We start from the raw sequence: 19,874 nt of genomic DNA, 5'->3' as shown, positions 1-19,874 counted from the left end.
AGCACGAGTACGGGCGGCAAGCGCGCCAATATTTAGTAGTGGGACGAGCGAAGCTGGACGCGTGCAGTCCGTTCAGATGGTCTCCACCGCGCAGCCGCCGTTGATCACGGCGTCGCGCAGCGCGAATTTCTGAATCTTGCCACTGGGTGTCATCGGCAGCCGCGCCAGTACGGCGAGTGATTCGGGCAGCTTGTACCTGGCAATGCCACGTGCCTCCAGGAACTGCACCAGTTCGGCCAGCGTCGGCTCACGCGGGCCGTCAGGCACGATACAGGCGCAGCTTTTCTCACCCAGGCGCGCATCCGGCACGGCTACCACCACGGCTTCCTTTACCAATGGGTGCTGCAGGAGGAAATCCTCGACTTCCCGCGCACTGATCTTCAGCCCGCCGCGATTGATGATGTCCTTCTTGCGGCCGACGATTCGCATATATCCCTCGGCGTCCAGCGTCGCCAGATCGCCGGTAAACAGCCAGCCTTCAGGCGAGAAGGCCTGCGCCGTGCGCTGTGGGTCGTCAAAGTAGCCCAGCGCCACGTGTGGCCCACGCGTTGCAAGTTCGCCAATTTCCCCTGGCGGCAACATGCGTGTGCGCGTCTCGTCGAAGATCGCCAGTTCACTGCCCGGCATGGCGCGCCCATCGGTGCCCCAGTGCTTTTCCTCCGGATCGGTGGCCAGCGACGCGCTGCCCACGAAGCATTCCGACATGCCCCACATGCCAATCAGCCGGCAGCCAAGCTTTTCCTCGACCTCCAGGCCGAGGCTGCGCGGAATCGGTGCACCTGCGCAGCCAAACATGCGTAATGAAGCGCTATCACACTGGCCGGCGGATGGACTGTCGAGGAGCATCTTCACGAAAGGCGTCGCCGCGAGCGTGAAGGTGCAGCGCTCGGCCTCGATCAACCGCAGCGCATCCTCCGCATCCCAGGCATCCTGCAGCACCAGCTTGCATCCCAGCGTCAGGGCGAGCCGCATGCCCCACAAGAAGCCGGTTGCGTGCCCCAGCGGGGTTGGCGCCCATACCACGTCCTCGTGCGTAAGCCCGAGCAGCTTCGGCATGGTGCGTGTGCCGTACATCATTGTGTCGTGGCTGTGGATCACGGCCTTGGGCCTGGCCTCAGTTCCCGAGGTAAAGATGAGGGCGGCCACGGCGTCACCGCGCACCTCCCTCGCTGGCAAAGCAGCCGCTGGCGACGCGCGGGATTCGGCGTAGGTCCGCATCGAAGGCAGGGCTTCACCGCTGACGACCACCACCTGCTTCAGTTCCGGCAACTGTTGCCAGAGGCCGGCATACATCGCAGGGAAATCAAAGTCGCGGTAGTGGCCAGGAATGACGGCGATCGAGGTTCGCGAGACCTGCAGGATGTAGGAGAGCTCGTGCTCGCGGTAGCTGGTAAGCAGTGGTGCCGTCACCGCGCCCAAGCGGGTGGCAGCCAGATGCACCGTAACGAATTCGATCCAGTTCGGTAGCTGTACCGAGACCACGTCGCCCTGTTCGAGCCCCATCGCCATGAAGCTTGCGGCCACGCGCCGCGACTCTTCATCGAGCTCGGCGAAGCTCATGCGCCGGCCGTCCGGGCCGACCACAGCCGTGGCCGAGGGGCGGCGCGCGACTGCGGCATTGAAATCATCGAGAAGCGTGCGCCCCTCCCACCAGCCGGCAGATCGGTAGCGCCGGGCGCACTGTTCACTTACATAAGTCAGGGTTTTCATCGGCATCACCTCACCAGTCCCCCGTCCAGGCCGTGGCCGGGCACGTTGAGTCAGACAGCCGTATCGATTGCTGTCGTCCTCTATCGCGAGGTCATAGTTTGGTGGCCGCTGCCGAAGGCGGCAATTTGAGATTCACAAACGACTGCTTTAGGCCCGTCGAAAATACCTTTGTGTGGCCCGACTGGTTCAGTCGTTCTGCAGGATAAATTCGATGAGTTCCCGCGCGAATACAGGCAACTCGCTCTGCTTGCGCACGCAGATGCGCAACTCGCGGGTGGCCCAGTCGTCGAGCAACTGCACGATCTTGATCCGCGTGGACCGGGCGTGCCGGCTTGCCGCCATTTCGGGCAACACCCCAATGCCTACGCCGGCCTCGACCATGCGGCACATCGCATCGTAGCTGCCGACTTGGATGCGCTGATGCATGCTGCGGCCAAGCTGCAGCACCTCCTGCTGCAGATAGGAATACGTCGCGCTGTGTGAATCCAGGCTGATGAATTCATGATCAAGCGTGTCGGCGAAGTGAATGAACTGCACCTCCGCCAATGGGTGGCCTTCCGGAACGGCCAGGACCATGCGGTCCTTCTTGTAGGGTAGCGTCTCGAGCCCGTCCGCGGCCACGCGTGCGGAGATGACGCCGATATCGGCAATGCCTTCGAGCACGGCTCGGACGATCTCTGCGCTCAGGCGCTCCTGAAGATCGACCGTGATGGCGGAATGGGTCTCGAAGAAACGCGCCAGCACCGCCGGCAAGAACTCGCATATGGCCGTGGCATTGGCGAACAGGCGCACATGGCCGCGCACGCCCTGCGAGAATGGCTGGATGCTGCTCTGCAGTTGCTCCACCTCGGCAAGCACGCGCCGCGCGTGCTCCGCGAACACTTCACCAGCCCGCGTGGGCGATACGCCGCGCTTGTTTCGATAGAGAAGCTGCGCGCCCAACCCTTCCTCCAGGCCCTTGATGCGTAGGCTGGCCGCAGCCACCGACAGAAACGCCCGCTCAGCGCCTCGGGTGAGACTGTTGCCCTCTGCGACCGCCACGAAGAGTCTGAGGTCGACCAGGTCGAAGCGCGGAACGTTGGACATTGAGGCACCTGCAAGCGTGAGAAGGGATTGCCGTGCCCGTATCGCGTTTGGGCACAGCCTGTAACGGAGCCTTGGCGCTGGCTCTCAAGTATGTAGTATAGACCCCGCCCCCGTCCCCCCTTCAGCCGCTGGCAATACGCAGGACGGCATGCCGCAAAAGCCGGACCGGAATCCGGTTTCCGGGGTAGCGCCCCGCGCGCGCCAGACGCCACCTCAAAGCCGCAGAATGAACGGATTGACCGGCGCAGTTGTAGCAGTGGAGACCCAGACACTCTTGGTCTCCAGAAACTCTCGAACCGATTCGATACCGTTCTCACGGCCTAGCCCGGATTGCTTCATCCCGCCGAACGGCAAGTTAAAACTCATCCCCCGATAGGTATTGATCCAGACTGTGCCAGCCTTCAGCGCCTTGGACATACGCAGTGCCCTGGAAATATCTTTAGTCCACACTCCGGCTGCAAGCCCGTAAATCACGTCATTGGCGATCCGCACTGCGTCGGCTTCGTCATCGAACCCGATGACGGACAGCACAGGGCCGAAGACCTCCTCCTGCGCGATGCGCATGTCATTCGTCACATCGACAAAAATGGTGGGCTGCACGAACTGGCCACCAGGGAGATCCCAGACAGGTTCCCCGCCAAATACGCAGCGGGCGCCTTCTGACCTGGCGATGTCGATGTACCGCAACACCTTCTGATACTGGTCCGGCGTTGCGACAGGACCAATATTCGTCTCCGGCGCGCTGGGGTCGCCGACGCGTGCCGATGCAACCATGCTGACAAGCTGGTCGACGAAGCGGTCCTTGATGCTGTTCTGCACCAGCAATCGGGAACCGGCGACACAAGTCTGACCCGTCGCCGCAAAAATTCCGGACACCGCACCGGCGATGGCCTGAGCGACATCACAGTCCTCGAACACAATGTTGGGTGACTTACCGCCCAGTTCTAGTGATACCCGCTTCATCGACTTTGCAGCCGCGGCATAGACTTTGGCCCCCGTGGCGTCCGATCCGGTAAAGCTGATCTTGGCGACGTCCGGGTGCTCAGCCAAGGCGGCGCCGGTTTCCGCACCCAAGCCGGTGACGACGTTGAACACCCCTTCCGGGAAGCCTGCCTGCTGCGTCAGTTCCATGAACTCCAGCGTGCTCGCCGAAGCGAATTCGGAGGGCTTCAGGACCACTGTGCAGCCGGCCGCCAAAGCAGGCGCGCACTTCATCGCCACAAACAGCAAAGGCGAGTTCCAGGCGGTCAAGGCTGCCACCACGCCAACCGGCTCGTGCGTGGTAAAGGCAAAGGCATCGGACTTGTCAAGGGGTACGACCGAGCCCTCAATCTTGTCGGCCAGGCCGCTGAAGTACCACCACCACTCAGGCTGGGACCGAAGCTGGCCCAGCATCTCACTCATCAGCTTGCCATTGTCCCGTACTTCGGTCTCCGCCAGGCGCTGCGCGTTCTCCAGGACCAGGTCGCCGAGACGGCGCATCAGTTTGCCCCGCGCCGTGGGTGTCATCGTCGCCCACGCTCCTTCCTTTAAAGCCCGCGACGCGGCCGCAACCGCGATATCGACGTCCTCCTTCGTGCCTCGAGGGATGCGCGCCCAGGCCTCGCCGGTATATGGGTTGACCGTATCGAACCACTCTCCCTTCACCGGATCGACATAACGGCCGTCGATGAACAACTGATAGCGTTTCATTTGATCCTCATTCTTGTAGGTCCAGCTTTGCTGGCTTGGATGGCAATCGTTCATTCGCCGGCCCTGCTGCCGAGGCCATGCTGCGGCGTCGCGAATGTGCTGGTTCGACCTTGCGACGCCCTCGCGGCGTTGACGGCCGTGCGGAAGTACAACGCCACCGCGATGCCGACGATCTGGCACGCTGCAAGCCCGAGAAGTCCGCTTCGGAAGTCGCCGGTGCTGCCGCGCAGGTAACCCATGATGTTCGGGCCGACCACCCCGCCGAAGGACCCGATCGTATTAATCAGTCCAAAGGCCGCCGCGGCCTGCCCGCCAGAGATCAGCGCGTTAGGCATCGACCAGAAGGTCACCATCCCAGCCAGCGTCCCCATCGAGGTGAGCGTGAGCCCGATCATGGAGATCATCGGTGTCGGCGCATAGGCTGCCAGCGCCAGTCCGAACATCGTCAGCGCGCAGCCAATGGCGGTGTGTCCGGCCCGTTCGCCGGTCTTGTCCGAATGCCGCGACCACAACACCATGGCAATGGCGCCGAACAATGACGGAATCGCACTGACGAATCCGACCGATGCCGTGGACAGGCCGAACTCCTTCACGATCTGCGGCAGGAAGAACCCAACGCCGTAGATGCCGATGACGATCCCCAGATAGATCGAGCTAAGCACCCAGATCCGCGCACTCAGCAGGACACCGGCGACGGATTCACTCTTGATGCCCTGACGGGCGATACGCTCCCGCTCCAGCGTGTTCTCGAGCCATTCCTTTTCCGCCGGCGCCAGCCAGTTGACTGCACGCGGGGAGTTCGGCAACAGCAAGAAGATCACGATGCCGAACAGAATGGTCGGCACGCTTTCAATAATGAAGAGCCACTGCCATCCCTTCATTCCCAATATGCCGTCCATTTGCAACAGGAGCCCGGAGAGAGGGTTGCCGATCAATGCCGACAGGGGGTTGGCCAACAGGAACAAACCGATCATTCGGTTGTTGTACCGCTCCGGGAACCACAGCCGGAAATAATAGATCACGCCAGGGACAAACCCCGCTTCGGCCACGCCGAGCAGAAAGCGCAGCACATAATAACTTTCAGGACTCCAGACCCAGGCCATCGCCAGCGAGGCGGCACCCCACATCACCATGATGCGCGCGATCCATACCCGGGCGCCGAACCGGGCCAGCGCAATGTTGCTAGGCACCTCAAACAGGCAATAGCCCCAGAAAAACAAGCCGACACCCCACCCATACATTGCTGGCGTGATACCCAGGTCGGCATTCATGGTCAGCGATGCCATGCCGACGTTGGAGCGATCGAGATAGCAAAGGAAGAAACCGAAGAGGGCGAGTGGCACAATGCGCCGCGCGCACTTCTGGATTACCTGGTCGGGATTCACCCCCGCGCGCGCGTCAGTGGCTGCCATGGATCGCCTCCCTGGACGCTGCAACGCCTGCACTGCCAAAGTCACCTACGGGTCCACAATTCATGGCGGTTGTCTCCTGAATGGTCTCTCTTCTGTTTGATTCACCGAAATGGCGGCTCGGTCCAATCTAATGGACTTGTGGCGCAACGGACAATCAAGCTTTTCTAAAAGACCGGTTTAGCCCGGTCGAACTGACCGGATAGGGAGACCGCTGCCTGGAAGCATGGACATTTTTGATGGCCAGCCCAGAGGGATCGCAATCCAAAACAAAGGAGGCGCCAGGCGTTCGCAAGTGCGGCTTTCGCCTCATTCCCAACCTGCGCAACAGGCCAACGTTGACTGGCGGGGCGGACAAGAGATTGAGCAGGGCCATTGGTGCGCGCCGAGGCCGTGCCCTTCGTTTCCCGCCAGCGCCAGCGTAAATTCAGGATGCCGCGTGCAGCCCGAAGACGCGGCCAGCTCGTCCCCGCCTGCGGCATCCGCGTGCCGCTGGTGGCGCGCTGGCCCGCTGGCATCGCGGCGGGTCAGGTCAGCGATACGCCGGTGATCACGATGGACTGGCCGGCAACCCATGCTTGCCTGCGCCGGTGTGGCCCCGCATCCTTCGTATCCGTTGTGGTGTCGACCTGCGGCCGTGGCGCTGCTCAGCGCGTTGGGGCCGCCGGCTCCCACGACACGTCCTTAAAAGCCTCCACCAGATAATCCACCAGGCGCCGTACCTTCAGCGCCAGCTGCTTGCGCGTGGGATAGACGGCGTACACGCCGATCTCGGCGGCGCGAAAATCGGGCATCAGCTCTACCAGCGCGCCGCTACGCAAGTCCTCGTGCAGCATGAAGCTGGGCTGCAGCATGACGCCGCCGTGACCGAGCGCGATGGCGCGGCAGGTGTCGCCGTTGTTGGTGTGCACGCGCGCACGCGTGCGCACGCTGACCTTCCCGTGCGGGCCGTCGAAATGCCATTCGTCGCGATCGGACCAGTTGGTGTAGGCCAGCACGCGGTGCTGCGCGAGGTCGTGCGGATGCAGCGGCGTGCCGTGCCGTTCCAGATAGCGCGGCGTGGCGCACAGCAGCACGCGCGTGCTGACCAGCTTGCGGCTGATCAGGGCGGAACTGGGCATGTCGCCGATGCGCACGGCGAGGTCATAGCCTTCGTCAACGAGATCGACCACGCGGTCGTTCAACGTGATGTCGAGGTCCACTTGCGGATGTGCCTCCATGAACGCGGCCCACAGCGGCGCGAGGTGCAGGATGCCGAAGGTCAGCGGCACGTTGATGCGCACCAGTCCGCTGGGCTCTAGTGTGCGCGAGCTGACCTCGGACTCGGCATCGTCCAGCGCCCCCAGCACTTCCTTGGCGCGCTGGTAGAAGATGCGTCCCTCCTCGGTCAACGACAGCCGGCGCGTGGTGCGCTGGAGCAACCGTACGCCCAGGCGCTGCTCCAGCGCATCCACATGGCGCGACACCGCCGCCTTGGACATGCGCAGCCCCTCCACTGCGCCGACGAAGCTGCCCGCATCGACCACGGCGGTGAAGACAGTCATTTCCAGGGCTCTATCCATCACGTTCTTGCTGATTGTCTCGATTATCGGGACGATTAATCACAGGATAGGCAGTTTATCAGCGAATGCGAAACCAATAGACTGCGTTTGTCCGCTACCGCCACCGCCACTCGCACCACCCTACCCGTGCTGTTCATCTCGCACGGCGCGCCCACCTTCGCCATCGAGCCCGGCATGGCCGGCCCGCAGCTCACTGAATTGGGTCGCACGCTGCCGCCCGCGAAAGCAGTGCTGGTGGTGTCGCCGCACTGGATGACGCCGCATGAAGTACGCGTGAGCACCAACGCGCAGCCCGATACCATCCACGATTTCGGCGGCTTCCCGCGCGCGCTGTATGAGCTGCAATACCCGGTGGCCGGCCATCCGGCCCTGGCCGCGCGCACGGCCGAACTGCTGACGGAATCCGGCTTCCCCACGCGGCTGGACCCGCAGCGCGGATTGGACCACGGCGCCTGGGTGCCGCTGCACCACCTGCTACCCGATGCGCACGTGCCGGTGTTCCAGGTGCCACTGCCGCATCCGCTGGACCCTGCCGGCGCACTGGCGCTGGGCCGCGCGCTCGCGCCGCTGCGCGACGAGGGCCTGCTGATCGTCGGCTCCGGCAGCATGACGCACAACCTCAACGAGTTCCGCGTCCACGGCGGCGGCGAGGCGCCCTATGTGGCCGAGTTCACCCGCTGGGTGCGCGGCGCGGTGCAGGCCGCCACGCAGCACGGTAACGTGCAGCCGCTGATCAACTACCGCAGCCTCGCGCCGCATGCCCTGCGCGCACACCCAAGCGACGAGCACTTCCTGCCGCTGCTGATGGCCGTGGGCGCGGCCAGCGCGGGCGAGCCGCTGCAGGTGATCGACGGCGGCATCACCTATGGCGTACTGTCGATGGAGTCGTATGCGATCGGCGCGAGCGCGGCGGCCTGAGCAAAAACTCCGTCCCCAAGCCTTGAACACAGGATTTGAGATGAACACCACCCCACAAGACATCGGCCCGCTGCAGCAGGATGCTGCCTCCGGCCTGCGCTATCGCCTGCGCGACACGGATGGCGTCCCAGATGGGCGTCTACTGCTGCTGCACGGCGTCGGTAGCAACGAGACCGACCTCGCTCCCGTGGCGAGCTACATCGACCCGCGCGTGCAGGTAGCGCTGGTGCAAGGCCCGCTGACCTTCGGCCCGCGCCAGCATGGCTTCTTCGAAGTCAGCTTCCAGGGCGGCGCGCCGGCCATCAACGCGGCGCAGGCCGAGCGCAGCCGGCAGCAACTGATCACGCTGGTGCGCAGCTTCCATGCGCAGGATGCCAACACTGCAGCGCAGCGCGTGCCCACGGTGATCGCCGGTTTCAGCCAGGGCGGCATCCTCAGCGCCAGCGTGTCGCTAACCACGCCGCAAGAGGTAGCGGGCTTCGCAGTGCTGAGCGGCCGTATCCTGCCCGAGATCGAACCGCATCTCGGGCCGCGCGAGGCACTGTCCAAGCTGTCGGCGCTGATCGCCCACGGCGAGTTCGACGACAAGCTGCCAGTGGCCTGGGCCGAGCGCGCCAAAGAGTGGCTGACTGCGCTGGGCGTGCCAAACCAGAACCGCCGCTATCCGATCGGACACACGCTGAACCAGCAAGTCGTCAGCGACTTCGCGCTATGGCTGGCCGGCCCGCTCGCGCTGGCCTGATCGACGCAACCCACCGCCTCAGGCTAACCCCACACCAACCTCTCGCCCCTCGACTTTGGGTCTGGTCGCCGTGCTTGGCCTGCTCGCCTCCGTCGTACTGAGATGCACGGCTGAGCCGCCGCGCGGTGCTTCCGCTTCGCCCACTGTGCCGGCGCGGCCCACCGCAGCCGCCGGCAGACACCAGATTCCATCGTCCCTGTCGCATGTATAAAAAAGGCACCGCAGTAGAAATCCAGTTTTCCCCGAAACGCTTGAACGACGGCGCCGGCGATCCTTATTGGATCGACCTGACCACCGATGAAGCACAAGCCCTGCTCACGCAACTGCAGGCACGAATGGGAAACAGGGAGCAGACGCAGTCGTCGCCGCTGGTGTTTAGTCTGGAAGAGCCGGAAGGCACCGTGACCAAGTCCGTTACTGCCACCCCCGCTGCAGTGGAGGCCTCCAGCAACGAGTTCAAGCAATGGGTCTGCATCATCTGCGGCTGGGTCTATGACGAAGCCGACGGCTGGCCTGAAGACGGCATCGCGCCGGGCACGCGCTGGGAAGACATTCCTGCTGATTGGCGCTGCCCGGAGTGCGATGTGGGGAAAGACGATTTTGCGATGGTGGAGTTTTGAGGGTTAGAGCAGCGGGGACGCTTGGGCTGATAACGGGGGGCGGTGAGCAACAGTTCCGCATTGCCGGCGCGTGAGGGCATTCAAATTTTTTGAATACACTCGTGAACGAGAGGCTTCCGCCGACGGTGCTGCACACCCAATAATCAATACACCAGACGCCCGACGAGCGTTGGCGTCAGAATGTCAGAAAAAGACATCCTGCCTTCTCTTATTCGTTTACTGAGGTTTGTTTGCTCCCCATGAACTTGCGTACCGTCTTTGCCGCGATCGCGGCCTTTTCCGCTGTTGGCGTGGCATCAGCTAACACTGTGACCTACAATCTCGACCCGACCCATACGTATCCGAGCTTTGAAGCGGATCACATGGGCGGTCTTTCAATCTGGCGTGGCAAGTTTGACAAGACCAGCGGCGTTGTGATCCTGGATCGCGCAGCGAGGGCGGGCTCGATCGACGTCAAAATCGACCCGGCATCGATCGACTTCGGCAATGCAAAGCTGAACGAGCATGTCAAGAGCGCCGAAATGCTCGATGTCGCCAAGTTCCCGGAAGCCAGCTACAAGGGCAAGTTCTCGAAGTTCAAGGGTGACGTGCCGACCGAAGTCGACGGCATCCTCACGCTCCACGGCGTGTCCAAGCCCGTCAAGCTGGCCATCCATGACTTCAAATGCATTCAGCACCCGATGCTCAAGCGTGAAGCCTGCGGCGCCGATGCGACCGGCACCTTCAGTCGCGCCGACTTTGGCGTGAACTACGGTGAGCAGTATGGTTTCAAGCAGGAAGTGAAGCTGGCCATCCAAGTGGAAGGTGTGAAGGCCGATTGATGCTTGGGCCGCCGACCAGCCTGACTGGTTCAGTCACGTTGACGTGGCGGTACACGTGAGGTGAAGCGCTTGAAGAACGTCTGCAATTCGAAACAGCTGAGTTCACGCGGCACCTCGCGCGCGCCCAAATAGGTGCTTTGCCAGCCTCGCATCTCGCGCGCCTCCTGTGCATCGGACAAACACGATACTCCAGCGCGCAGCAGATAGCCAAGGCGGAGCAATCAGTCGCAGTTTTCGTAGACCCCGAGCTTGAAAGTGGCCAAACGCGGAGCGCTGTTTATACCGTACAGTCCACAATCGCATATGGCACGATCTTCCGGCCGAGGGATACCACCACCTGAAATTGCATATTGCCTCGCCGTTGAGAACAGCACATCAAACCTGCAGTAGTCCTTTGGCTCCAGTAATCGCCCATCGCATGCGCCCGTTCCTTTTCATGCGTTGGCCAATGACATAGTCGACCACCGACTCTGCTCCCGTGCTTGAAATGGACAGCCCTGAGCCCCCCGCTGCTGATAGTTCGCGAGATAGCGAGAGCAACAGCGCAGATAATGGATCACGCGGCCCTAGTGGATTGCGAGCGCCAACCCAACCTGTGTCCCGTCGCAGCAACTCTAGCCTCTCGAAGCAGCGTTTCGTCTCGCCGTGCCACAACATTCACCCCGCATTTGGCCATCCCCAAGGCACTGAAGCCGAGCATCACGGGGCAATGCTCCAGCGTTTCGCCCACGCACATCTCGGAACGGAAAAGGGGTCGGCAGGCTCGTTGCTGCCGGGATCATGCGTTTCGTCAAGTCGAAGGCCTCGTTTGTGAATGGTGAATTCCAATGTCACCGCCGTGGGCTTACCGTATTTGCCGCGCCTTTGGAACCAATCCAGCAAATAGCGGGCGCACGCCTTGGCGTGATCAACTAGGGAGACGACGATGAAGCAAGGCCTTGAAAGACTGCGGCTGGCAATCGCCAGGCTGGTATTGGTGACAACCGGGATGACGGGGGCCGTTGGCGTGGCGGCATTGGCCGTCCCTGGCGCCGCGCTGGCGGCATACCCCGACAAGCCGATCCGCCTGATTGTGCCTGCGGCAGCGGGAGGTACAACGGATATCGCGTCGCGTCTGGTTGGCAAACGCATGGCCGAACTCCTGGGCCAGCCAGTAGTGGTAGAAAACCGTGCCGGAGGCGCCGGCATCATTGGCGCGCAGGCGCTCAAGCAATCTGCCCCCGACGGCTATACCCTGATGATGGGCAATATCGGACCCAATGCGATCAACTATGGAAATGCTGATCAATTCACCCACAGGTCATCTGACGGAAAGCATGGCGCGTTGAAGGTGAAGGCGTTGAAAACAAAGACAAGGATGAAACAAACGAGCTTTGCCGATGTTGAGTTCGCGAAGAAGAAGCGCGTGACACGGCGCGAGAAGTTTCTCGGTGAGATGGATCGGATCGTGCCGTGGGCACGGTGGACCGCGTTGATTGAGCCGCTGTATCCGACGAGCGGCCGTGTTGGGCGGCAGCCGATTGGCGTGGAGAGGATGTTGCGGATGTACTGTCTGCAACAGTGGTTCAGTCTCAGTGACGAAGCCGTGGAAGACGCCCTCTACGACAGCCAGGCGTTGCGTCAATTCGTGGGTGTGGATCTGTCGCAAGAGTCGGCGCCGGATGCGACTACGCTGCTCAAGTTTCGCCGGTTGCTCGAGAAGCACGAGTTGACTGCCGCGATGTTCGATGAGGTCAAGGCCGTGCTCAGTGAGCGGGGGCTGCTGATGCGAGAGGGCACGATGGTCGATGCCACGCTGATCGCGGCACCGAGTTCGACCAAGAATAAGGACAAGTCGCGCGATCCGGAAATGCACCAGACGAAGAAGGGAAACGAGTGGCATTTTGGGATGAAGGCGCACGTCGGCGCCGACGCCGACTCGGGACTGGTGCACAGCTTACACACGACGGCGGCTAACGAAAGCGATATCGCTCACACCCATCACCTGCTGCATGGCGAGGAAAGCCAAGTGCATCTTGATGCGGGTTACACAGGTGTGGAGCGCAGGGATGAGATCAAACAAGCCCAAGGGCAAGGGACGATCCGCGCTGACATAAGCTGGCACGTAGCGGCAAAGCGCAGCAAGGTTGAAAAGATGCCGGCAGGTCGGTGGAAGGACCTGACGAAGGCAGTGGAGCGCAAGAAGGCCCAGATTCGGGCGCGGGTGGAACATCCCTTTCACGTGGTGAAGAACTTGTTTGGTCACAAGAAGACCCGCTACAAGGGCTTGGCCAAGAACACCGCACAGATGTTCAGCCTGTTCGGTCTCGCAAATCTGGTGATCGCCAAAAAGCCGTTGCTGGCGTTTCAGGGGAGCAATCCGTCTTGAACAAGCAAATCGAGCCCGAAAGGGCACGAGATGAGGGGCATGCGGCGCGAAATGAGGCTCAGATCTCTCTCTTCTTCCGCATGGTGAAAATCAGGCACCAAACATCCGTCGACCTCCAGCGCCGCTGCTATTGATCAGCAATTCCCTATAGCTTGTACCGGCAACTACCTTATCGCGCGGAGGACTTTGCGCCGGTCAGCATGGTGGTGTCGGTACCCAACATTCTTGTGGTCAATGCTAACGTGCCGGCGCGTACAGTGGCCCAGCTGGTAGCGCTGGCCAAGGCCCAGCCCGGCAAGCTTTCCTTCGCCTCGTCCGGCACTGGCCAGTCGGTCCATTTGTCTGGCGAGTTGTTCCGCAAACGCACCGGTACTGACATTATCCATGTGCCCTACAAGGGCGCGGCGCCGGCCGTGGCCGACTTAGTCGCTGGCCAGGTAACCATGATGGTGGATAATCTCCCCAGCTCCCTGCCTCATATCCAGTCGGGCAAATTGCGTGCTCTGGCCGTGACCAGCGCGAGCCGCGTCCCTGAGCTGCCAGACGTGCCTACCATGAAGGAGGCCGGTTTGGAGGACTTCCAGGTGACTGCGTGGTTTGGCCTGGTGGCCCCGGCAGGCACGCCTCCGGCCGTGATCGACCGGCTGCAGAGGACCGTGGCTATCATCCTCGCCGAGCCCGAGGTCAAATCACGCCTGGCTGATCTGGGCGGCGTGCCCGGCGGCGATACGCCCACGCATTTCGGAAACTTCATCAAGAGTGAGCGCGAGCGTTGGGCACGCGTGGTCAAGGACACCGGCATCCCGCTGCAATAAGCCTGCAATCGACCGCTGAGCCTCTTGGAGCGAGGCATAACCGAAATAACTGCACATCTGGCGCACCGGCAAATCCGCAACAAGGCGGCAGCTCAAAGCAACGCGAAGATCGAACGCGACCAACGTCGAGTCGAAGCTGGCCGGCCCCTTCAGCTGGCTAGTCTTCCTACTCCAGTGATCAGGGGCGCTCCTCCTGCTTGCTCTTGGCCTCGACCCCCGTTTGGACAGCGTCTCGCCTCTTCTGCGCCTCCAACGCAGATACAAACTCGCCGCTACGACGAGCATGCTTCGCTCCGCGCTGACTGTTCAGGCTTTCAGCGGCCCCCTTTCGCCCAGACTCGAATGCAATAGCGGCTTCCAGCTGCGCCTTGCACTCGCGGGGGCTATGCCCCTGTTCGTATCAGGTCCTTTCCCCAAGGCAAGCCCTGCTCGAATTTGCATTTCAGAAAGTCAATAAATGCACGCAACTGCGGCGGCGTGTATCGGTTAGGGAGCGTGATCGCGTACAGTGTGCCGCCAGGCGAACGGGTTAGCCTGTATTCGTTTAGGACGGTTTCCAACCTACCGCTTTGCAGATGTTCTACTGCGACATACGAAGGCAGCAAGCCGATGCCAAGCTTTGCCGCAGCCATTTCGCCGAGGAAACCATAGTCCGAGCACTCCAAATGCGGTTGGATGGAAACCCTGTGCACGAGGTCACTGCCTTCTCGCACATATTCAAGCCCCACACGTGTGCGCACGCCAAGGCAGGTATGAGACGCCAAATCTTCCGGCGTGACCGGTCGACCATGCCGCTCCAAATACTCGGGATTCGCGCATAGCATCCATTCGATCGGCCCGAGTGCACGCGCCACACAATGTTCGCCGGGGTCATTGGTGACCCGCAAAGCCAAGTCGAGATCATTTTCCATCAGGTCCACGGCACCGCCTTTGAAGCTCACCGACAGCGATACCTTGGGATACAGATTGCAGAACTCGGCAAACATAGCGGTCAAGTACAGTCGGCCGACCGCCGGTGGACAACTCACACGCAATGGACCGCGGATGGAAGTGCCGAAGGTATGCAGTAGTTCGTCCGCGCGCTCTACCTCGGCGCGGATGACGGCGCATTGCGCGTAAAACGCCTCGCCTATTTCCGTCAGACTCATGCGGCGCGTGCTCCGCCGTACGAGCTGCGCCTCCACATCGCGCTCCAGCTTACGGATACGCCGGCTGACATTGGAGCGGTCAATGCCAAGCTTGAGCGACGCATTCATAAAGCTGCCAGATTCCACAACCGTGGCGAAAAACAAGTAAGCGTCGAGTTCCATAGTTTGAGCGGCGATTGGTGTGCTGCGCGCAACGCACCTGTGCGCAAGCGCAGGCTTACCTGCCTGAAATGTGGATGCAATACTCTCCCAAAGCCCAGTTTGCTTGTTAAAAAGGCGGAGGAGACATGAAGCGGATCATACCCGCGCTACTGCTTTGTAGTGCGACAATCGCAACGAATGCGCAGGCCGAGTATCCCGTCAGGCCCATCACGCTAGTGGTGCCTTTTCCCGCCGGCGCAACTACGGATACAGTGGCCCGCGTGGTCGGCCAGGCGGCATCGGCCCAGCTTGGCCAGCCCATCGTGATCGACAACAAGCCAGGCGCGGAAGGGCAAGTGGCCGCGCAGGAGGTGGCCCGGGCGACACCGGACGGCTACCGTTTGCTGCTCGCCACGTCGGGCAACCTGTCGTTGGTGCCGGCGCTGCGCAAGAAGCCGCCCTACGACGTGCTGACCGATTTCACGCCCATCGCCGATGTCGGCCGCTTCGGCTTTTTCCTGTACGTGAACCCTGCCGTCCCGGCCAGCAACCTGAAAGAGTTCCTTGCCTACGCCAAGGCCAATCCCGGCAAGCTGAGTTACGGCACCGGCAACAACACCGGCGTGGTCGCGTTCTCGCACTTCAAGACACTCACTGGCATTGAGCTGACCCAGGTGCCCTACAAGGGCGAGCCGCCGGCCATGCTGGATCTGATCGCCGGCCGCACCCAGGCCATGATCGGTACGACCATCGGCGCGCCCTATCTGCGCGAGGGCAAACTGCGCGCGCTGGTATCCATCAATGCCCAGCGCAACAGCCTGCTTCCTGATGTGCCGACCCTGCGCGAGGCCGGCATGCAGGATCTGGAGATCATGCCGTGGGCAGGTCTGGTCGGACCGGCGGGCATGCCCAAGGACGTCGTGACCCGTCTGAACCAAGCATTCGTTGCCGCGATGAACAATCCGAAGGTACGCGAACAAATGGACCGGCTGGGCTTTCCTTTGACGCCCTCGTCACCTGAAGCGTTCGGCCGTCTGATCAAACACCAACTGGCGGTCCATGGCCGCCTAGTGAAGGACGCCGGGCTGCAGCCCGAATAACTGCACGTACCGCAAAGGAGAGAGTTGATGGTTGCCTCACTGCAATATGGCGAAGCCCGGTTCGACGGCGCTGAGATCGAACGCCGCGCCGCGCAGGTTGCCGGCGGCCTGGCTGCCCTGGGCGTGGGAGAGGACGATGTCGTGGCCATCGTGCTTCGCAACGCGCCCGCGCTGTTCGAGATCACGCTGGCATGCAACCGCGTCGGCGCGTATCACTGTCCGGTGGACTGGCGGTTCACCGTGGATGAGCTGGGCTATATCCTGCAGGACAGCGGTGCCTGTGTCCTGTTCATCGAGGCGGACCTGTTAGCAACATTGCGTGCCGCGATCCCGGAAGGGGTGCGCGTACTGGCGGTCACGCCAGAACCGTTGGCCTTGCAGGCTTATCCCACTTCGCGCGTTACCGGCGAAGTGCCGGCAGACGTCCTTCGCTATGAAGCATGGCGCAGCGCACAGGCGGCGTACAGCGGTCCGTCGCACCGGCCGCGCGGACGCTTCGCCTATACCTCCGGCACTACTGGACGTCCAAAAGGCGTGCGGCGCCTCGCGCAGGGCCTGCATCCAGAGCAGCCGCGCCTGCTGCGCGATACCGTCAAGGCCGTGTTCGATTTTTCCGCGGATGCGCGCGTGTACCTGTCCGCGCCGCTGTACCACGGCGCCCCCAATCTCTACGGTATGCAGGCCATGCTGGCGACCGGGCTGGTCGTGCTGGATCCCCGCTTCGATGCCGAAGCCACGCTACGCGCCATCGAGCGCCATCGCATCACGCACCTGTACCTGGTGCCCACCATGTGCGTACGCCTGCTGGCATTGCCGCAACACGTACGCAACCGCTACGACCTGTCGTCCGTGCGCTTCGTCGCCTGTACAGGCGCGCCCTTTGCCGTTGCCATCAAGCAGGCCATGATCGATTGGTGGGGGCCAGTGATCAACGAATCGTATGCGTGCAGCGAAATGGGCATGATCACCGTGATTTCGTCCGCGGACGCCATCCGCAAGCCCGGGTCGGTCGGCCGGCCTGTGAGCGAGGCCGAGGTGCGCATCTACAGCGACGCGGGCTGCCGCCTCGGCACAGGAGAGGTTGGCAACATCCATGTGCGCCAGCCTGCTTATGCGGACTTTACCTACCACAATCGCCCTGAGGCGCGCGCCGCGATGGATTGCGAAGGACTGGCGTGCGTAGGCGACATGGGCTACGTGGATGCCGACGGCTTCCTGTTCATCTGCGACCGTAAGAGCGACATGGTGATCTCCGGCGGTGTGAACATCTACCCGGCCGAAATCGAAAACGCGCTGTCCGGCATGCCGGGTGTGGCGGACTGCGCGGCGTTTGGCGTGCCCCATGAAGAGTTTGGCGAAATGGTCGTGGCAGTGGTACAGCCTGCCGACTGCGCGCAACTGGATCCGGAGGGAATGCGTGCGTGGCTGAAAGACCGGCTCGCCGCTTACAAGGTGCCGAAGGTGATCGAACTGCGCACCGAACTGCCGCGCCAGGAAAGCGGAAAGATCCACAAGCGCAAGCTGCGCGATGGCTACTGGCAGCATGCCGGGCGCAGGATCTGAACAAGCGGCAGCAAGTGTATGGATGAACAACAATCAACACGCTGCGAATGCAGCAATACGGGAGGCCGCATGAGGACGAATCTGTGGAGCCTGATCGATTCGCACCTGGCAGAACACCCGGATGCGGTGGCATTCATAGAGGGTGAGCGTGCCATCACCCATGCGGAGTTCGATCTGCTGTGCCGTCACACAGTCGCTTGGTTGGACGCCCAGGGTATCGGCAAGGGAGACCGGGTAGGTGTGTGGCTCGTCAATCGCATCGAATGGCTGGCGCTGTTCTTTGCGCTGGCGCGCGTCGGCGCGACGCTGGTGTCGGTCAACACGCGCTATCGTAGTGAAGAGGTGAGCTACCTCATCGAAAAGAGCGGCGCCTGCCTGCTGGTGCTGCAACCAGGCTTCCGAAAGGTCGACTTCGCCGGGATTCTCGATGCCGTGGATCCCGCCTCGCTGCCCGCGCTGCAAGCCATCGCGGTGGTGGATGCCAGTCCGGCAACGCCCGCCCGTCTGTTGGGCCGCCCGGTAGTGCCTTTCGATTTGCATATGCGCGAGCCGGTGCAAGGGCTGGATGAATCCGATCCCAATGCCTGCGCCATTTTGTTCACAACCTCGGGTACCACCAAAGGCCCCAAGCTGGTGATGCACCCCCAACACACGCTCGTCGATCATGCTTGGCGTTGTGCACACGCTTATGGCATGGATGCGGATGGTGCGGTCATGCTGGCCATGCTGCCATTCTGCGGCGTATTCGGGCTGAATGGCGTGCTGGCGGCGTTCGCGGGGGGCGCGCCCGTGGTACTGCTCGACACGTTTGACGGGCCTCAGGCCGCCAGGCTGCTGGCTGACCAGCGTGTTACGCACACATTCGGCAGCGATGAGATGTATCGCCGCATCCTGGACACGGCACCGGCGAACCGGCCATTTCCGGCCGCGCGGCTATTCGGCTTCGGTGCATTTACTTCAAGCTTCTCCGAATATGCCCGCGAGGCTTGCGCACGGGGCATTCCACTCGCAGGGCTGTACGGATCGAGCGAAGTCCTGGCATTGTTTTCCTGCCAGCCGATGACGCTGCCGGTGCAGGCGCGCATCGAAGGAGGCGGCCTCCCGGTGGCACGGGGCGAGGCCACCGTGCGCATCCGTGATGTCCAGACGGGGGCGTTGCTGCCGGCTGGACAGTCCGGCGAGATTGAGATCAGCGCACCGAGCTTGTTCCTGGGGTATGACCACGATCAGGACGCAACCGCTGAAGCGGTACGTCCCGACGGCTATTTCCGAACCGGTGACCTTGGCCATCTACGCGCCGACGGCACTTTCGTGTATGAAACGCGCATGGGCGATGCGATTCGCCTGGGCGGGTTCCTGGTCAACCCGGTCGAAATCGAGGCCGTGCTCAAGCGCTTCGAGGGTGTCGCCGATGCGCAAGTGGTCGCCGTGGAAATCGATGGGCAGACCCGCGTGGTCGCTTTTCTGATCCTCACTGACGGCGCCCGGCTAGCCGAGGCCGATGTCATGGCCCAGATGCGCGCCCAAGTAGCGCCGTTCAAAGTGCCCGCGCGTGTCTGGTTCGTCGATGCCTATCCGGTCACGCTGAGCTCCAACGGCGTGAAGATCCAGCGCAACAGGCTGCGCGACCTGGCACTGGCGCGGCTGGCGGAACTTGTCCCGGCCGCCGGCGCGTGAACCCCCTCCGGAAAAATTTCATGCCGACTACGCTATATTTCGAGGATTTCCTTCGCGGGCAGGTGTTCGAGAGCACTGGCCGCACCATCACCGAGACCGACCTGACGATGTTCTCAATGTTGTCTGGAGACTGGAATCCGATCCATGCCGACGCGGAATTCGCCAGGGGCACGCGCTTCGGACAGCGTGTGGTCCACGGTGCGCTAGGCATCGCACTGGCCACCGGCATGCTGCATCAACTCGGCGTCTTTGACAAATCAGCCGTGGCCATGATGTCGCTGCAGAACTGGACCTTCGCGGCCCCGATTTTCGTAGGCCAGACGCTGCGGCTCAGGATGGAGATCCTGGAAACAGAGGCCGGCACCAGCAAGCGCGTAGGGCGCGTGAACCGGCGACTGCAGTTAATCGACCAGACCGGTGGCGTGATCCAGGACGGCACGACCGACGTGCTGGTGCTCAAGCGCGACGCCCAGGCCGCCTGAACGCGCGCCACATCGCCGCT

Annotated in this window: 16 protein-coding genes and 2 pseudogenes; 11 read left to right on the top strand and 7 right to left on the bottom strand. The window is 62.3% G+C overall.

Features of this window, described 5'->3' with window-relative positions:
• Positions 1-72: 72 nt before the first annotated feature.
• The 5 genes from AC10V3_RS09455 to AC10V3_RS09435 form a co-directional block, all read right to left on the bottom strand.
• The gene (locus tag AC10V3_RS09455) at positions 73-1,716 is read right to left on the bottom strand and encodes an AMP-binding protein (protein ID WP_349607000.1); all 1,644 of its coding nucleotides are present in this window, start codon (positions 1,714-1,716) and stop codon (positions 73-75) included.
• 180 nt (positions 1,717-1,896) lie between these two features.
• On the bottom strand, positions 1,897-2,796 hold the full coding sequence (locus AC10V3_RS09450) for a LysR family transcriptional regulator (protein ID WP_022534973.1): 900 nt from the start codon (positions 2,794-2,796) through the stop codon (positions 1,897-1,899).
• Between the two features lie 213 nt (positions 2,797-3,009).
• Positions 3,010-4,488, bottom strand: a complete 1,479-nt coding sequence (locus AC10V3_RS09445) for an aldehyde dehydrogenase (RefSeq protein ID WP_022534972.1) — start codon at positions 4,486-4,488, stop codon at positions 3,010-3,012.
• A gap of 50 nt (positions 4,489-4,538) precedes the next feature.
• Complete coding sequence (locus tag AC10V3_RS09440) at positions 4,539-5,900, bottom strand: MFS transporter (protein ID WP_022534971.1); 1,362 nt, start codon at positions 5,898-5,900, stop codon at positions 4,539-4,541.
• Between the two features lie 644 nt (positions 5,901-6,544).
• The gene (locus AC10V3_RS09435; RefSeq protein ID WP_022534970.1) at positions 6,545-7,459 is read right to left on the bottom strand and encodes a LysR family transcriptional regulator; all 915 of its coding nucleotides are present in this window, start codon (positions 7,457-7,459) and stop codon (positions 6,545-6,547) included.
• Positions 7,460-7,546: 87 nt separating this feature from the next.
• Between AC10V3_RS09435 and AC10V3_RS09430 the strand changes: the two genes are divergently transcribed.
• From AC10V3_RS09430 to AC10V3_RS09415, 4 genes are all read left to right on the top strand, one after another.
• On the top strand, positions 7,547-8,377 hold the full coding sequence (locus AC10V3_RS09430; protein ID WP_022534969.1) for a dioxygenase family protein: 831 nt from the start codon (positions 7,547-7,549) through the stop codon (positions 8,375-8,377).
• A gap of 40 nt (positions 8,378-8,417) precedes the next feature.
• Entirely contained in the window at positions 8,418-9,119 is a 702-nt protein-coding gene (locus AC10V3_RS09425) for an alpha/beta hydrolase (RefSeq protein WP_022534968.1), read from the top strand.
• A 203-nt stretch (positions 9,120-9,322) separates the two neighbouring features.
• A complete protein-coding gene (locus AC10V3_RS09420) occupies positions 9,323-9,739 on the top strand; it encodes a rubredoxin (protein WP_022534967.1) in 417 nt (138 codons plus the stop codon).
• 239 nt (positions 9,740-9,978) lie between these two features.
• Positions 9,979-10,560 (top strand): YceI family protein, encoded by a 582-nt coding sequence (locus tag AC10V3_RS09415; RefSeq protein ID WP_022534966.1) that lies wholly within the window; start codon positions 9,979-9,981, stop codon positions 10,558-10,560.
• A gap of 29 nt (positions 10,561-10,589) precedes the next feature.
• Here AC10V3_RS09415 and AC10V3_RS09410 read toward each other — a convergent pair whose 3' ends face one another.
• Positions 10,590-10,739 carry a hypothetical protein gene (locus tag AC10V3_RS09410; protein ID WP_349606955.1) on the bottom strand — a complete coding sequence of 50 codons (150 nt, stop codon included), beginning with the start codon at positions 10,737-10,739 and terminating at the stop codon, positions 10,590-10,592.
• A gap of 746 nt (positions 10,740-11,485) precedes the next feature.
• Between AC10V3_RS09410 and AC10V3_RS09405 the strand changes: the two are divergent.
• From AC10V3_RS09405 to AC10V3_RS09395, 3 genes and pseudogenes are all read left to right on the top strand, one after another.
• Positions 11,486-11,797: pseudogene (locus AC10V3_RS09405) on the top strand (Bug family tripartite tricarboxylate transporter substrate binding protein); the annotation flags it as partial.
• A gap of 120 nt (positions 11,798-11,917) precedes the next feature.
• A complete protein-coding gene (locus AC10V3_RS09400; protein WP_349605742.1) occupies positions 11,918-12,928 on the top strand; it encodes an IS5 family transposase in 1,011 nt (336 codons plus the stop codon).
• A gap of 134 nt (positions 12,929-13,062) precedes the next feature.
• Positions 13,063-13,743, top strand: a pseudogene (locus tag AC10V3_RS09395) (tripartite tricarboxylate transporter substrate-binding protein); the annotation flags it as partial.
• A 383-nt stretch (positions 13,744-14,126) separates the two neighbouring features.
• Here the strand turns inward: AC10V3_RS09395 and AC10V3_RS09390 are convergent.
• Entirely contained in the window at positions 14,127-15,053 is a 927-nt protein-coding gene (locus tag AC10V3_RS09390) for a LysR family transcriptional regulator (protein WP_022534964.1), read from the bottom strand.
• A gap of 251 nt (positions 15,054-15,304) precedes the next feature.
• On the opposite strand from AC10V3_RS09390, the gene AC10V3_RS09385 reads away from it, so the two are divergent.
• Genes AC10V3_RS09385 through AC10V3_RS09370 form a run of 4 tightly spaced genes read left to right on the top strand, consistent with a single transcriptional unit; the run spans position 15,305 to position 19,854 of the window.
• Positions 15,305-16,132 carry a Bug family tripartite tricarboxylate transporter substrate binding protein gene (locus AC10V3_RS09385; protein ID WP_349606953.1) on the top strand — a complete coding sequence of 276 codons (828 nt, stop codon included), beginning with the start codon at positions 15,305-15,307 and terminating at the stop codon, positions 16,130-16,132.
• A 27-nt stretch (positions 16,133-16,159) separates the two neighbouring features.
• Entirely contained in the window at positions 16,160-17,695 is a 1,536-nt protein-coding gene (locus AC10V3_RS09380; protein WP_022534962.1) for an acyl-CoA synthetase, read from the top strand.
• An 18-nt stretch (positions 17,696-17,713) separates the two neighbouring features.
• Positions 17,714-19,372: an AMP-binding protein gene (locus AC10V3_RS09375; RefSeq protein ID WP_454751925.1), complete on the top strand. Its 1,659-nt coding sequence runs from the start codon at positions 17,714-17,716 to the stop codon at positions 19,370-19,372.
• Between the two features lie 20 nt (positions 19,373-19,392).
• Complete coding sequence (locus tag AC10V3_RS09370) at positions 19,393-19,854, top strand: MaoC family dehydratase (RefSeq protein WP_011154309.1); 462 nt, start codon at positions 19,393-19,395, stop codon at positions 19,852-19,854.
• Positions 19,855-19,874 lie beyond the last annotated feature (20 nt).

The sequence above is a fragment of the Cupriavidus sp. PB-02 genome (assembly GCF_058252315.1).
The sequence above is the reverse complement of the archived record's forward strand: the minus strand, read 5'-3'. Positions and strand labels throughout refer to the sequence as shown.